Below are 14,439 nucleotides of genomic sequence, written 5' to 3'. Positions count from 1 at the left end.
TGGTTATGGAATTGATCTATTTCGGCTCGCGGCGCTCAGTCCAAAAGGCCTTTCGCTGCGCTCGAAGCCTTTGCTGGCCCGAAGCAGATTGAGGGTGTATTCTTCGCGCACGTGGCCGGCCACGAGGTCTTCAGCTGTGACTTCTTCGACACTCTCGCCGTTCTGCATCACCATCAGCCGTTCACACATGTGGTGGATCACACCGAGATCATGGCTGACCATCAGGAAAGTGAGCTTGCGCTGCTGCCGCAGGTCCTGCAGGAGATTCAGCACTTCGGCCTGCACGGAAGCGTCGAGTGCCGAGGTCGGCTCGTCGAGCAGCAGGATTGATGGTTCGAGGATAAGGGCGCGCGCTATTGCCAAGCGCTGGCGTTGGCCGCCGGACAGCTGATGCGCGTAGCGGAAGCGAAAGCCAGAGCCCAGCCCGACCTCGTCGAGCGCTCGCCGGATCCGCTTCTCGCCATCGCCGATGCCATGGATCGCGAGAGGCTCCTGCAGCAGCCGATCGACTGTCTGGCGCGGATGCAGCGAACCGTACGGGTCCTGGAAGACCATCTGCACCTGGCGATAAAATTCCATGTCGCGGTGGTGGCCAAGCGGCCGGCCTTGGACCAGCGCAGTCCCGGATGTGATCGGCGCCAGCCCAGCGATAGCCCTCAGCAGCGTCGACTTGCCAGAGCCAGATTCGCCGACAAGCCCGAATGATCCGCCGGGCTGCACGACAAGGCTTACGCCCTTTAGCGCGCGAAACCTGTTGAAGGTGACCTCCAGGCCGGAAATGGCGATGGCTGCGGTCATTGCGCCCACTCCGGCTTGCGGTCGAGCACCGGCAGCGGGTGACGGTCGGCGCCGATTTTTGGCATGCAGTTGAGCAGCCCGCGCGTGTAGGGATGCTGGGCCTGACTCAATTCCGACGCCTTGAGCTGCTCGACGACTTTGCCGGCATACATGACGATGACGCGGTCGCAGAAGGAGGATACCAGGCGCAGATCGTGCGAAATGAAGATCAGCCCCATGCCGCGCTCGCTGACCAGCCTGTCGAGAATGCCGAGCACGTCGAGCTGCACCGTGACGTCGAGCGCCGAGGTCGGCTCGTCAGCGATCATCATTTCCGGTCCGGCGATCAGCATCATGGCGATCATGGCGCGCTGGCTCATGCCGCCGGAGACTTCGTGGGGATGCAGGTCGAAGACGCGTTTGGGATCGCGGATCTGCACCGCCTCGAGCATGGCCAGCGCGCGCTCGCGCGCCTCGGCCTTGCCGACCTTTTCGTGGGTGCGCAGCGTCTCGACGATCTGGCGGCCGATGCTCATCACCGGATCGAGCGAATATTTCGGATCCTGCGGGATCATGGCGAGGCGCTTTCCTCGCAAGCTCCGCCGCTTGCGCGGCGGCAGCGTGAGCAGATCGAGCCCGTCGAAGGTTAGTGTTGTGGCCGACACCTGCGCCTCGGGCGGCGTCAGCCCCATGAGGGCGCGGCCGGTCTGCGATTTTCCCGAGCCGCTCTCGCCGACGATGCCCAGGCGCTCGCGGCCGAGCGAAAAGGAGACGCCGCGTACCGCCTCGATCATGCCGGTGCGGGTCGGAAAGGTGACGCGCAGATCCTTTACTTGGAGCAGATCACTGCTCGCTGCACTCATGTTGGCGGGCCTCATGTTCATTGCTCGTTACCGTGCGGATCGAGTGCATCGCGAAGCCCCTCACCGAGAAGGTTGAAGCCGAGGCTGACAATCAGTATGGCAACGCCTGGCGCGGCAGCGACCCACCATTGGTCGAGGATGAAGCGGCGGCCAGAGGCAATCATCGCGCCCCATTCCGGCAGCGGCGGTTGCGCACCCAAGCCAACGAAGCCCAGGCCGGCCGCAGTCAGAATGATGCCAGCCATGTCGAGTGTCACCCGGACGATTAGCGATGAGGTGCACAGCGGCATGATATGTCGCAGCACGATCCGCAGGGGCGAGGCGCCCATGAGTTGGACGGCTTTGATGTAGTCTGAGTTGCGCACGGTCAGTGTCTCGGCGCGCGCAATGCGAGCATAAGGCGGCCAGGAGGTGATGGCGATGGCCAGCACCGCGTTTTCGATGCCGGGGCCGAGGGCGGCGACGAAGGCCAGCGCCAGGATCAATTTTGGGAACGCAAGAAAGATATCAGTAATGCGCATCAGCACCGCATCGACCCAGCCGCCAGCATAACCGGCCGTCGTGCCAACCACGAGGCCTATCGGTGCTGCAATAATGGCGACCAGCACAACCACGAAAAGCGTCAGCCGCGAACCATGGATGATGCGGGAATATATGTCGCGACCCAGATCGTCGGTGCCAAACCAATGCTCGGCGTTCGGCGTCAGCAGCCGGGCGTTTTTCAAGTCACCGACGAGCGGCGAGTAGGGCGCGAGCTGGTCGGAGAAGACGGCGGTGAACAGGAGGGCCACGACAATGAAGGCCCCGACCATTGCCAGCCTGTTTGCAACGAGACGTCGCCACATCGTATAGGCGCGACCGAGGCGGGCCTGCGAGCGTGACGAAGGGTGCTCCGAAAGCAGCCAGCGGCGATATGACAGAGTTGTTTGTTCTAACGAGCTCATGAGCGATCGTTCCAAGGAATGCCGTTTAGGAGCCTCTCACAGGCCGGCGCGAGGCAGCTGCCTGGCGCGAAGGCAGACAGCCAGGTCATTGCGGTTTCGTCCTTGGATCGAGGACCCGATAGAGCAGGTCCGCAAACAAGTTGATCGCGATGAACACCGAGCCGATGATGACGGTGCCGCCAAGCACTGCGTTCATGTCCGCATTCTGCAGCGAGTTGGTGATGTAGAGGCCGATACCTGGCCACGAGAACACAGTCTCCGTCAGCACCGAGCCCTCAAGCAGCCCGGCGTAGGAAAGCGCGACGACGGTGACCATCGGCACGGCGGCGTTGCGCAGCGCGTGCCTCCATATGATGCGTGTTTCCGAGAGGCCCTTCGCCCGCGCCGCGATCACATACTCTCGGGACAGCTCGTTCAGCATGAAAGAGCGCGTCATGGCGCTGATGTAGGCGAGGGAAAAGTAACCGAGCAACGCTGCCGGAAGGATGAGGTGGCGAAAGACGTCCCGGAAAACATCCCACTGTCCCTGCCAAGCCGCATCGATCAGGTAAAAGCCGGTAAGGGGCTCGAAGCTGTACTCGTATGTGATGTCGATGCGGCCGGGGAATGCCACCCAGTGCAGTTCCGCGTAAAACAGCAGCAGGCAAAGAAGCGCCAGCCAGAAGATGGGGACCGAATAGCCGACCAAAGCTATGGCGCGAACGATCTGATCGACAAGGCTGCCACGCCGGACAGCCGCCAACACGCCGAGCGGCACGCCGATGAACGAACCGATCAGGGTACCCACGGTTGCCAGTTCGACGGTAGCCGGGAAGACGCGGCGGATGTCGACCATCACCGGGTTTGTGGTCAGCACCGATCTGCCGAAATCACCACTGAGGACTCCCTTGATGTAGAGGTAGAACTGTTCCAGCAACGGCAGGTCGAGACCCATCTCGCGCCGGGTACGTTCGACGACACTGGCTGGTGCCCGATCGCCAAGCACGGCCAGCACCGGATCGATGGGTATGACCCGGCCAATAAAAAACGTCACAGCGAGTAGACCGAGATAGGTGATTGCCGCGATGGCGACGAAAGAGGCGACGGATGCGAGAAGCGCAATGGCACTTTCTGCACCGCGGCCCATCGCGGCCGGTCTTCCAGCAGCGCTCAAGCTCGACGGTTCCACCGGCTATTCCTTTGTGATGGTGCTCAAGAAATTGGTGTCGAAGCTTGGCCCGAGTTCGAAGCCTTTGACGCTGTCGCGCAGTCCCGCCACTTCGGTCTTTTGGTAGATGATGGCGAAAGGACCGGCGTCGAGAACCTCCTGCTGGAGATGCCGGTACATTTGCGCGCGCCTGGCAGTGTCCTTCTCAAGCAGAGCGGCTTCCGTCTGCTTGGTGAGTTCAGGAACATCCCATGCGTTGCGCCAGGCGAGTGTCTTGTTTTTGCCCTCGTCCGAATTGTCGGTGTTGGACGCGAATGTCTGGGCGTTGGAGTTGGGATCGAAATAATCCCCGCCCCACTCGCCGATATAAATATCGTGGTTGCGGGCGCGGTACTTGGTCACCGTTTGCTTGTCGTCGCCAGGAATGATCTCGATCTTGATGCCGGCCTCCGCCGCGGTCTGCTGAATGGATTCGGCGATGCCCGTCACCGGCTGGCTGTTGCGGACATCCATGGTCACACTGAAGCCGTCCTTCAGCCCTGCCCTCTCGAGAAGCTCCTTGGCCTTGGCGACATCCAGCTTGAAAGGGCTCTCATCGAGCTCGCCCAGCATTCCCTTGGGCAGGAAGGTCTGGTGGATCTGCCCTATGCCCTTGATCAGGGTTGCCCCAATGGCATCGTAGTCAATGAGATATTTGACGGCTTGGCGAACCTCGGGCTTGGCCAGGTTCCCGTTCCTCTGATTGAGACTGATGTAGTAGATCGTGTTCTTGCCGGCGCTGGTGACTTTGATGGCGGGGTTCTTGGCAACGGCCTGAAGGTCGTTCGGCTCGAGGTTACGAGCCACGTCGATGTCGCCTGCCTCCAACGCGAGGCGCTGGGCGGAACTTTCCCTCATGTGGCGGTAGATGACGCGCGCAAGCTTGCCCTTTTCGCCGTTATAATTGTCGTTGCGATCCAGGACGACGGCTTCGTTTGCGCGCCATTCGCGTAGCTTGAACGGTCCCGATCCGGCCGTATGCATCTTCAGCCAGTCATTGCCGAAGTCATTGTCGTATTTATATTCATTGGAAGGCGTTACGGCCTTGGCGTGCTCCAGCACCAGTTCCCTGTCCACCACCGCGGCCTCGGTCGTCGACAGGCAGTTCAGCACGAAGCTCGGCGCGTAGGCTTTGTCGACGGTGAACTGGAAGGTGGTATCGTCCAGGGCTTTCGCCTTCTCGGGCACATTATCGCCGGTCAAGCCCAGCTGGCCAATGATGAAGGCAGGGCTCTTGTCGAGCTTGATGAGGCGCTCAAACGACCAAGCGACGTCATGGGCGGTGAGTGGGTGCCCCGAGGCGAATTTCAGGCCGGGCCTCAACTTGAATGTGTAGGTTAGACCGTCCTCCGAGATGCTCCAGCTCGCGGCAAGATCCCCTTTGACCTTCGAGGTGTCGGTACGGTCGAACCGCACCAGAAGGTCGTAAATGTTCGCGCTTACCTCGCCGGTCGACAGCTCGAACGCTTCCGCCGGGTCCATGGTGATTATGTCGTCGATTGCGAAGCCTTCGACCAGCGTGTCGGCGGGCGTGACCGCAAACGCCGGCACGGCATTGATGAGCAGCACCGACAGAGCCGTGCTTGTGAGCCAGTGCCGGGGACGAGAGGCAATCTTTTTCATCATCATGTGAACTGTTCCCTTTTTTGCCGGAGCTCCTCACTCCAGGTGATCCTGAGCCGACTGCGGCCTGGAGGACCCTTGTCCGCCGTTGCGTGGTTTATTGTTCGGTGGACAATAAAAACATTATGTATATACTTTTCCGGTGTCAATGGTGCTTTTTCGCCCGCCGTGGGCGCAGCATCGCGGCGGCCGAAGTTCCCGAGGTTTGGCCGAGATCATGAAAGGTGGGACAATGCAGACAGATCACGAGAACGCCCCCGCGCCGCGTGAGGAAGTGGCGGCACTGCCGGCATACAATGCTGGAATCACCTTTGCTGCCGCGAGGCGGATCAGTGGCCGGAACGACATCGCGGCACTAGCCAGCAACGAAAATCCCTATGGTGCGTCGCCGCGGGTCAGCGAGGCACTGGGGTCCCTGGTGCCATCCCGCTACAGCGACCCGGCGTGCAGCGCACTGCGGCAAGCGCTTTCGGAGAAGCTCGGAATTGTCCCCGACCGGATCGTCTGCGGCAATGGATCGGAGGATTTGATTTCGGCACTTTGCCGGGCTTATCTGCGAAATGGGGACATCGTTCTGACCATTTCGCCCTGCTTTGGCTTGCACGAGATCGAGGCGATGGCGGCGGGCGCTCAGTTGGTCAAGGTGCCAATGACCAAAGAGTTTGATTATGACGTCGACGCATTGGCGCAGAAATTGGCACTGGGACCAAAAATCCTTTTCATCTCCTCGCCCTCCAATCCGGTCGGAGCGGCGCTTTCGCGGCAGGAACTCGCCCCCCTGGTTGACGCCGTCCCGCCCGGGACGTTGTTCGTGCTGGACGAAGCTTACTTCGAAATGGTCGACCCGGGTTATCCCGACGGTCTGAAGTTTCTGAATGAGCGGCAGGGGGTGGCCTGGGTAGTGCTGCGCACATTCTCGAAGGCGTACGGCCTTGCGGGTTTGCGCGTGGGTTACGGGGTTTCATCGCATTGTTGCATCGCCCGGGCCATGCGCGCGTGTCTGACGCCCTTCAACGTCAACGCCGCGGCGCAGATTGCTGCCGCTGCCGCGCTCCAGGATAGGGACTGGATGCAAGAGACCACTGCAAAGATGCGCCGCAGTCGCGCCAGTCTTGCCGACCGTCTACGCGGTCTTGGCATTCGGGTTGTTCCTTCCCAGGCGAACTTCCTGTTCCTCGATCTGGAAACAGATGCTGCGCGCGTGGCTGGCGCCTTGCTCCAAAAGGGCATAATCGTCAAACCATGGATGGAGACGGGCTACACCGACCACCTCAGGGTCAGTGTCGGAAAAGCAGAGGACAATGAGAGATTTGCGCAAGAGCTTGCTCGCACCCTGGCGCTTGCCTAGGGGAAAACGGTGGGTGCATTGACGAAAAAGGCTGTGTCGGAAAAGCGCTCCGTGGGGCGTGCGGCAGCCATTGGCCTGACCCGGGAGCGCGTGATCGAGGCAGCAATTGCGCTGATCGACGATGAAGGCATAGCGGGTTTTTCGGTTCGTGCCCTCGCCCGTCGCATCAACGTCTATCCGGCCGCGCTGTACTGGCATATTGGCGGGGCCAAGTCGGATTTGCTCGCCGAAATCTCGGGTGCGCTGATTGCCACCCTCATGAAGCCGACCGACCTCCCAAGTGACTGGCGCGATACGATCCGACTTCTGTTCCAGCGCTTTCGTGCGCGCGTCCACGAGCATCCTCGCGCCGCGCCGCTGCTCGGTCCGCATATTCGCTCAAACGGTGCCCCCAATGCGCCTTGGGTTGAGATCATCCTCAAGGCGTTGACGCAGGCCGGGTTTCAAGACCATGCTCTGATCAACGCCTTCAACTCTGTGGTCGGTGCACTCGAAGGCTACATCACGATGGAACTCGCCGCCGACGGCGCCACCGAAGGTTCAGAATGGGTCGAGGCCTTTGATATGGGTCTGGATGCGCTCGAGGAAACGCGCTTTCCGCTGGTCAAGCGACATCTGCCGCAAATGTACAACCGATCGTTTGTGATGCGGTGGAAAAGCGGCGATGTCGCGCCCCTTGCCGAAGGCTACAACTTCCTGATCGAAACCCTCATCCTTGGTCTTGAGGCCCAGGCCAGAGGCCTCCGGAACAGGCAAGCTGACCTACCAGCCCCAAGTGCCGATGGCTGACCTCGCGCTTGGGACTGTCGATTTGCCCTGCACCGGAACCGTGATGGACTGCTGAGCCCGATTATACCCCGTGTGAAAAGCAGTGCCCAAAAAAGCTGGTTCATCAACATCGGTAATAGTTTCTGGCAGCTGGCGCCGAAGACTGAGCGAAACCTCCGTAGCACTTGATGAGATGCGCAAATGCAGCAGTCCCCAAGGCATCTGCAATTTATTGTTGGGTTACATTGGACGGTTTGGCGCCACGAACCTGCTGGCTGGCGTAATTCCACCACCTTTCGTGTCTGGACGTGAACAGCTAGCGCATGTGGTGTTGGCGGCCTGGCCCGAGGAATGGACTGCCCGCTATTTCTCGAATGGCTATCTTGCCCGAGACCCAACGATCCAGCTTGTCAGACAGGCCAGCGCGCCGTTTCACTGGAGCGAGGTCGGGGAACTATGCAAGGTCTGCCCGGCTGGCCGCCGTATCATGGATGAGGCTAAGGAGTTTCGCCTGGGTCAGGGACTCACCATACCTTTCTCGACACTCGAGCGAAATCCAGTTGGATTTTCGATTGCCGGGGAGAAATTGAATTCCGACCCTTGTGACAGGTTGGCTCTCCAGTTCGTTATGGCCTACGCATTTGGTTGCGCCTCAGCGCTCGTCGGTGAAGGGAAGTATCGTAAATCTGTGCACCTTTCGCCGAGGCAGCGTGACGTTCTTCGGTGGGCGTCGGAAGGCCTGACTGTCGATGAGATCGCTCAACGCTTGAACATCAGCAGCAACACAGCGGACAGCCATCTGCGCGCTGTCCGGGAGCGGCTGAGGGTTTCGAGCACTATTCACGCCGTGGCGGAAGCCTTGCGCCTCGGCGTGATCAGTTGAGCAGCTCACGGGATCGCGTGATACGCCGCCACTTTTGAAAAGCGCAGCTTGGGTTGGACTCAAAACGGAGGACAACCCTGATGCTGCATATCGTGACAAATCAGAATGCCGAGCTCTATCGCGCGGAGTTGGATCAAGCTTTCCAGCTCCGCCACCAGGTTTTCGTAGAAGAGAAAAACTGGATCGAACTAGCGCGACAAGACGGTCGCGAAAGGGACCGCTTTGACGATGAGCACGCTGTCCACATGCTTTTCATCGCGGATGGCCGGGTTATCGGCTACCAGCGGATGCTCCCATCGACCAGGCCACACCTTCTCACGGACGTTCTGCGGAATCTGTGTGAAGGCGAGCCGCCTGCTGGATCCAATATCTGGGAATGGACGCGCTACTGCGTCGCGGCCGGGTATCGCGAGCGCGGCAGAATGCTCAGTCCGGTCGCTAACGCGCTTCTGTGCGGCATCGTCGAGTGGGGCCTTCGCAGTGGGGTCGACACAATCATCATCGAGATGAATCCGCTCTGGCTGCTGCGGCTTGTGCAACTGCATTTCAGGGTAACGCCGCTCGGGGTCCCTCAATTTATCGGGGGCGAAGAGACGGTTGCAGTGACCGCGCGGTTTGATGAGCGGACGCTAAGACGATTGCATGAGACCCGCAAGGCGAGTGCGCTCTCGGTATAGGCGATGGCGCTCGCACAATGCGGCTTACTGCTCCTGCCGATAAGGAAGTACCGCTCCTCGTTGCTCAGCCATAGAGCCGTGATTTGTCACTAAGCCACAGAAGCGCACTGCGCCGGCGGATCCAACTCGTTACGCTCGACTGTGCCCTTGTGGTCGCCGAGGAAGGCAGCTTCCTCGGCGCCTCTCGACGAATAAGAATCCACCATTCCGCGCTCAGTCGACGCATCCGTGACCTTGAGGACTCGCTTGGGGTAATACTTTTCGAACGCCATGCGACTGGTGTTCGTCCGACCAGGCTCGGGGCGAAACTCCTGCGCAATCTCAGTCGTGTCCTTTCAGACCTCGACGACACGCTCGCAATAGCGCAGCCAAACAGAAAGGCACAAGCTGTCGGAAACCTGACTTCCGGACCCGACGCCCTGATGCAGGTAACCGAGTTCCTGGACGTGGTTGTCGACTTTATTCGGGAGCGCCCGGACGTCGAGCTCCGTTTGGTGAAGGCAAAGCGTGGCCCTGAACAGTCACGCTGACTTGCTGTCGCGCCGGGCTCGACTGAATGCCCTGTCCGTCAGCATGAACCGTTCAAGCATCGGCGCGATGAGTTTGGCCGGGTCGGCAACGGCCTGCCCCGTTTGGCGGCCAAGCACCTCTGCATAGGCGACAAGATCCCGGTGAACGGACGCCGGCAGTTCGACCGTCACTTTGACTGGCCGGTCATCGGCAATGGCGGAGAGCTTCAGCTTGGTCATGCAGGCCCCTTCTCGGCGCCGTACGGCGCCAGCATAAGGTCGCGATTGACGAGGACGCGAACTGGGAAACCAGGTCGCACGGTGAGCGTCGGCTGGACGTCAAGCTGATGGCGCACGATCTGCTGACCGATGTTCGTTGCCGAATCCTGAGCGCTTTCACGAATGGCCTTGGCGATGTCGCTTTCGTTGTCGCTTGAGCCAAGCGACGTCCCAATACCGAGGAGGGTCGAGAGTGCTGCGGCCCGAAACATCTGGCCCCAGTGATGGTCTACATCGCCTTCAAGGCCGGCAAACCCAGAAGAGTCCGCTCCCTGCTGGCGCTCCATAACAATGGAGCTGCCATCGGGCAGGATGAGCCGAGTCCAGACCAGCATCACTCGTGACTGACCGAAAGCAACCTGGCTGTCATACTGCCCAATCAGCCTCGAACCTTGCGGTATCAGCAGGTAGGTCCCGATCGGGCTGTCATAGACATTCTCGGTGACCTGAGCAGTCACTTGACCAGGCAGGTCGGAGCGGATGCCGGTGATCAGGGCCGCTGGAATAACCGTGCCCGCCTGAACGACATAAGGCGAGGCTTTTTCCATGAGGTGGTCGGCACTTGTCGTGCGGCGGTCCGGTGCTGCGTTGATGAAGGCAGTTTTGTGGTCCTGCAGGTTTGGATCGGTGCCTGGATCGAGCGCTGGCGGTTCCGTCGGCAGCGCCATGCCGAACATGGTGTCGACGACGGTGTCTCCAGGACCAGCGCCATGTCTCGCGGGATTTGCCGAGGCCTTGGCGCCGGTGAACAATTTTGCCACGCGGGCGGCCTCGATCTCAGCCAGGCGGCGTTGTTCTTCTGGATCGACGCGTGGTGTGTGGATGCCCCTTACCGCCGGCTGTCCGCGCTCTTGCGCGCGCAGGATCGGACGTCCGAGATCGCCAGGCAATGCGGGCCCGAGCTTGGGAACACCAGCATAGTCCATCGGCAGTGTCTGGAGCCCGTCAGCGGTGGTGCGGTTTTCCGTCGTGAAAAGTTCGGATGCTTGCTCGTGGACACGTCTGGTGTCTAGCGCCCAGATGAGCGTTCCGAGGATGGCAACGCTGGCGACGCCGCCGAGACCGATGAGGACCTTGCGCGACAGTCGCGTCACCCTGGCCGGTTCTGGCCGCAGCCGCAGTTCCGCGCTGACATCCGGGTTCGACGAAGTGGCGGTGTCGCTCATCGAAACAGCCCCACGCTGCGCTGTGGCTTTCTTCCATCCGTGCGCACGATGCGGACGCGTTTCTCGCTCGTCTTGTCGCCCAGCCTCAGTTCGGCCGCGGGAAACAGGCGGTCAACGACATAGTAATTCTGGCGGGCGCGGTAGTTGACCAGTTCCGAGCCGCCTGACGGGCCGATGACAAACAGCGGCGGCATTTCACCCTGGCCGATCCCGGATGGGAATTCGATGTAGACCTTTGCGCCGTCGTCGAAAGCGCGCAGCGGCTTCCAGGGGGCCGCATCACCCTCGATGCGATAGCGGAAATTGAGCTTCTGGATGTCGACGCCGGAAGCGACCGGCCGGGCGGCGGAAGCTTGGGCGTTCTGTCGCCTCAACGCGATCAGCTGGTCCTGCGGATATTGCCAGGAAACCGAGGCCATGTAGGTTTTCTCGGTCGAGCGCAGCTCGAGATGATAGGTACGACGGTCGCTGTTGATGACAAGGTTGGTTTGTAGATCGGGGCGGGTCGGCTTTACGAGAATGTGAACCTGAAGCAGTTCCCCTGCCCCACTTTGCGTATCGCCGATGATCCAGCGCACCGTGTCGCCGGCGGCGACAGGTCCGGAGCCGACAAGCTGCTCACCCGGCTGCAAAGCTATATCGGTGACCTGGCCAGGCGCGGCATAGACCTGGTAGAGCGCACCCTCGCTCCAGGGATAGAGCTGGATTGCGTTGATGAAGCCATCGCGGACGGGCTGCATGCGCGCGGCCTCATTGGCCTGGCTGATCCGCTGTTTGGGATCGGCCGGCTCAGTCTTCGCCTTGCTGATCCCGACTGGCTTCAACTGGCCGGGCAGTGGTAGCGGTTTTGGGACCTCCACAACCTTCACCGGACCGGGCGGATCGGCTTTGCGGACGGCAGGCGCGGCATCGTCGTAGGCGATCTCGGGCGGAATGTATTTTTTCGAGGCGCAACCGGCAAGCGCCGTGGCGGACAACAACGCTGCTGCAAGCATGCGCGTCATCGTCGTGCTGCGCGCGGTTAGTCTCGCCGGTTTCCGTGTCGATGCCGCACGCATCATGAAAGCTCCTTCGACCAGTTTATGGCGTTGACGTAGACGCCGAGCGGATTGGCTTTCAGCCGCTCGGCATCGCGGGGTTGCTGGATCACGATGGTGAGGATGGCGGTCCAACGTTCGGTGCTGGCCAGATTGCCGTTTTCGTACCGGCGCTCGGCCCAGGCGACCCGAAACGAATCCGGCGAGGCACGGATGACGCTCGATACCTCGATTGCGACCTGGATCTTGCCAACCTTGGCGAAAGGGTCGTTCAGGCGGGCATAATCGTTGAGCGTGATGGCGCCGCGATCAGTCGTGTAGTCGTAGGCGCGCAACCAGTTCTGGCGCACTACGACCGGATCGTCCGCAATGCTCCTCACCTGTTCGATGAAGCGGGCGAGATGCCATGCGATTTGCGGATCGGTCGGCTTGAAGTCGGCTATGGCCGAGGCGACCACCTGCGCCTCGCCAAACTTGTCGACTTGGACGACCCAGGGGACGACGGAGCCGCGCACCGACTGCCAGACCAGTGCCGCCGCGAAGCCACCGGCGAGCACGAGCGAACCGAAGGCCATCAGCCGCCAGTTTCTTGCCTGCACCCGGGCCGAGCCTATGCGCTCATCCCAGGCCTGTGCTGCACGCTGATACGGCGTCTCGGGCTGGGGCGTGGTGCCATAACGAACTGAAGGTCGTCTGAAGGGGTTCATCGGTGATCATCCTGATGGAGAGAAACATTCATCGAGCCACCGCCATGATCGCCGGAACGCACGGAATGCGCGGCCGTGCTGGCGCCATGGCTCATGGCCTGGCCGCGCTTGATCCGAGCGGCCCAGGCCGGCGGCGTCCCGGCAGATGAGCTGGGAGTGGCCGCGGAGGACGGGCTTGCAAAAGAGGAATCTTTTACGGCTTCGCCCATGCTGCCGGTTGATTGTCCGCCGGTAGCGGTCCATGCGGAGGAGCGACCCGATTGATGACTGCTGCTTAACGCTGACGCAGCACGCGACATGGCCTGCCTGACGGGCTGGGCTGCAGAGCCGACGCCAGCTCGCGTGACACCACCGAGACCGGCTGCAACGGCGCCCGCGCCCCTCTGTCCTGACGTTGCGGCGGCAAGCCCGTAGGCGGCCGATGCAATTCCCGCCAGATGCACACCTCCACGCGCCGCGGCGGCCGACATGCGGCCTCCGGCACCGATCATAGTCGCCGCACCGCTCAACCCGGCACGCGCTCCCATGTAGCCGGCAGCACCTAGGCCACCTGCTGCAAGGCTGGTGCCGACGGCGGCACCCGCGCCCAGTTGCGGGGCGCCGGAGACCAGTCCCGTCGCGATACCGGGACCGAAGATCGAAAGACCCATCAGCGACAACGCGCCAAGCACTAGCGACAGTGCATCGGTGATCGTGGGTTGTTCCGCGAAGCCATTAGTGAACTCGCCAAAGAGGCCAGACCCAATCCCGACGATGACGGCGAGCACGAGAATCTTCACGCCCGAGGCAAAGATGTTGCCGAGCACTTTCTCTGCAAGGAAAGCCGTCCTGTTGAACAGCGCGAACGGGATCAGCACGAAGCCGGCAAGCGTCGTCAGCTTGAACTCGATCAGCGTGACGAAGATCTGCACGGCCAGGATAAAGAAGGCGATCAGCACGATGGCCCAGGCCACCATCAGGACGACGATCTGGACAAAATTCTCGAAGAAGGAGACGTAGCCCATCAACTGGCTGGCGGCTTCAAGGATGGGATTACCGGCGTCGATGCCGACCTGCGCGACGCGGCCCGGCTGCAGCAGTGCGGAACCGGAAAGCGATGATCCTCCGGCCTTCAGGCCAAGTCCGGAAAAGCTCTCGAAGACTATGCCGGCGAGCCGATTAAAGTTGCCGATGATGAAGGCGAAAAAGCCGATATAGAGCGTCTTCCTCACCAGCCGGTGCAGCACGTCCTCGTCGGCGCCCCAGGCCCAGAATATCCCCGCGAGCGTGATGTCGATGGCGATCAGGGTCGAGGTAAGGAAGGCGACCTCGCCGCCGAGCAGCCCAAAGCCGCTGTCGATGTAGCGGGTGAAGGTTTCGAGAAAGCGATCGATTACGCCGGTGTCGTTCATGGCGACACCGGGCGGTTTGTTGACGGACCAAACCGCTCCGGCATCGGCATAGGCGGCGAATCGATGCCGAAGAAGCGGCGGCGGTTTTCTGCCCACGCTCTGTGGCACGCAGGATCGATTGCCGCAGCAACACCGATGGCCCGGCATCGCGCCAACTCGAGGGTGGCCGGCTCGCCGCCCGGATGTGCGGACCGCGGGGAGGACGCGTCCTGCAAGCCGTTGCCGCGCAATGCCATGAGGGTGGCGGCCATGGCAGCGCAAAGGCCAAGAACGACTGTCAT

16 protein-coding genes are annotated in these 14,439 nt (G+C 61.3%); 5 read left to right on the top strand and 11 right to left on the bottom strand.

Translation table 11 applies throughout. The features are described from left to right. Positions 1 to 3 precede the first annotated feature (3 nt). The 5 genes from LB564_RS16870 to LB564_RS16850 form a co-directional block, all read right to left on the bottom strand. Complete coding sequence (locus LB564_RS16870) at positions 4 to 798, bottom strand: ABC transporter ATP-binding protein (RefSeq protein WP_224539382.1); 795 nt, start codon at positions 796 to 798, stop codon at positions 4 to 6. Beyond that, positions 795 to 1,640 carry an ABC transporter ATP-binding protein gene (locus LB564_RS16865; RefSeq protein WP_224539381.1) on the bottom strand — a complete coding sequence of 282 codons (846 nt, stop codon included), beginning with the start codon at positions 1,638 to 1,640 and terminating at the stop codon, positions 795 to 797. The genes LB564_RS16870 and LB564_RS16865 overlap by 4 nt, the downstream gene beginning before the upstream one ends. A gap of 17 nt (positions 1,641 to 1,657) precedes the next feature. Continuing rightward, the gene (gene nikC, locus LB564_RS16860) at positions 1,658 to 2,584 is read right to left on the bottom strand and encodes a nickel transporter permease (RefSeq protein WP_224539379.1); all 927 of its coding nucleotides are present in this window, start codon (positions 2,582 to 2,584) and stop codon (positions 1,658 to 1,660) included. 85 nt (positions 2,585 to 2,669) lie between these two features. Then, positions 2,670 to 3,710 carry an ABC transporter permease gene (locus LB564_RS16855; RefSeq protein WP_224539799.1) on the bottom strand — a complete coding sequence of 347 codons (1,041 nt, stop codon included), beginning with the start codon at positions 3,708 to 3,710 and terminating at the stop codon, positions 2,670 to 2,672. A 45-nt stretch (positions 3,711 to 3,755) separates the two neighbouring features. Further along, positions 3,756 to 5,399: an ABC transporter substrate-binding protein gene (locus LB564_RS16850; RefSeq protein WP_224539377.1), complete on the bottom strand. Its 1,644-nt coding sequence runs from the start codon at positions 5,397 to 5,399 to the stop codon at positions 3,756 to 3,758. A 226-nt stretch (positions 5,400 to 5,625) separates the two neighbouring features. Between LB564_RS16850 and hisC the strand changes: the two genes are divergently transcribed. The 5 genes from hisC to LB564_RS31735 all read left to right on the top strand — a co-directional run bounded on the left by hisC (position 5,626) and on the right by LB564_RS31735 (position 9,599). Next, positions 5,626 to 6,741, top strand: a complete 1,116-nt coding sequence (gene hisC, locus LB564_RS16845) for a histidinol-phosphate transaminase (protein WP_224539375.1) — start codon at positions 5,626 to 5,628, stop codon at positions 6,739 to 6,741. A 9-nt stretch (positions 6,742 to 6,750) separates the two neighbouring features. Continuing rightward, the gene (locus LB564_RS16840) at positions 6,751 to 7,530 is read left to right on the top strand and encodes a TetR/AcrR family transcriptional regulator (protein WP_224539374.1); all 780 of its coding nucleotides are present in this window, start codon (positions 6,751 to 6,753) and stop codon (positions 7,528 to 7,530) included. Between the two features lie 82 nt (positions 7,531 to 7,612). Beyond that, entirely contained in the window at positions 7,613 to 8,392 is a 780-nt protein-coding gene (locus tag LB564_RS16835; protein ID WP_224539372.1) for a helix-turn-helix transcriptional regulator, read from the top strand. An 80-nt stretch (positions 8,393 to 8,472) separates the two neighbouring features. Further along, positions 8,473 to 9,069 (top strand): acyl-homoserine-lactone synthase, encoded by a 597-nt coding sequence (locus LB564_RS16830; protein ID WP_224539370.1) that lies wholly within the window; start codon positions 8,473 to 8,475, stop codon positions 9,067 to 9,069. An 83-nt stretch (positions 9,070 to 9,152) separates the two neighbouring features. Beyond that, positions 9,153 to 9,599, top strand: coding sequence for a LysR family transcriptional regulator (locus LB564_RS31735; RefSeq protein ID WP_411961760.1), 447 nt, complete (start codon positions 9,153 to 9,155; stop codon positions 9,597 to 9,599). On the opposite strand, the gene LB564_RS16820 is transcribed toward LB564_RS31735, so the two are convergent. Genes LB564_RS16820 through trbK-alt form a run of 6 tightly spaced genes read right to left on the bottom strand, consistent with a single transcriptional unit; the run spans position 9,591 to position 14,409 of the window. After that, a complete protein-coding gene (locus LB564_RS16820) occupies positions 9,591 to 9,818 on the bottom strand; it encodes a DUF2274 domain-containing protein (protein WP_224539366.1) in 228 nt (75 codons plus the stop codon). The genes LB564_RS31735 and LB564_RS16820 overlap by 9 nt on opposite strands. Then, positions 9,815 to 11,023 (bottom strand): TrbI/VirB10 family protein, encoded by a 1,209-nt coding sequence (locus tag LB564_RS16815; protein ID WP_224539364.1) that lies wholly within the window; start codon positions 11,021 to 11,023, stop codon positions 9,815 to 9,817. Before LB564_RS16815 ends, LB564_RS16820 begins: the two co-directional genes overlap by 4 nt. Continuing rightward, positions 11,020 to 12,027 (bottom strand): P-type conjugative transfer protein TrbG, encoded by a 1,008-nt coding sequence (gene trbG / locus LB564_RS16810; RefSeq protein ID WP_224539797.1) that lies wholly within the window; start codon positions 12,025 to 12,027, stop codon positions 11,020 to 11,022. Before trbG ends, LB564_RS16815 begins: the two co-directional genes overlap by 4 nt. Positions 12,028 to 12,080: 53 nt before the next feature. Continuing rightward, positions 12,081 to 12,767 carry a conjugal transfer protein TrbF gene (trbF, locus tag LB564_RS16805; RefSeq protein ID WP_224539363.1) on the bottom strand — a complete coding sequence of 229 codons (687 nt, stop codon included), beginning with the start codon at positions 12,765 to 12,767 and terminating at the stop codon, positions 12,081 to 12,083. Next, positions 12,764 to 14,158: a P-type conjugative transfer protein TrbL gene (gene trbL / locus LB564_RS16800; protein ID WP_224539361.1), complete on the bottom strand. Its 1,395-nt coding sequence runs from the start codon at positions 14,156 to 14,158 to the stop codon at positions 12,764 to 12,766. Before trbL ends, trbF begins: the two co-directional genes overlap by 4 nt. Next, positions 14,155 to 14,409: a putative entry exclusion protein TrbK-alt gene (gene trbK-alt, locus LB564_RS16795; RefSeq protein ID WP_263493367.1), complete on the bottom strand. Its 255-nt coding sequence runs from the start codon at positions 14,407 to 14,409 to the stop codon at positions 14,155 to 14,157. The genes trbL and trbK-alt overlap by 4 nt, the downstream gene beginning before the upstream one ends. Between the last annotated feature and the right edge of the window lie 30 nt (positions 14,410 to 14,439).

It is taken from the genome of Mesorhizobium sp. ES1-6 (genome assembly GCF_020164775.1).
Lineage (GTDB): Bacteria > Pseudomonadota > Alphaproteobacteria > Rhizobiales > Rhizobiaceae > Mesorhizobium.
This window is presented reverse-complemented; position numbering and strand designations above follow the sequence as displayed.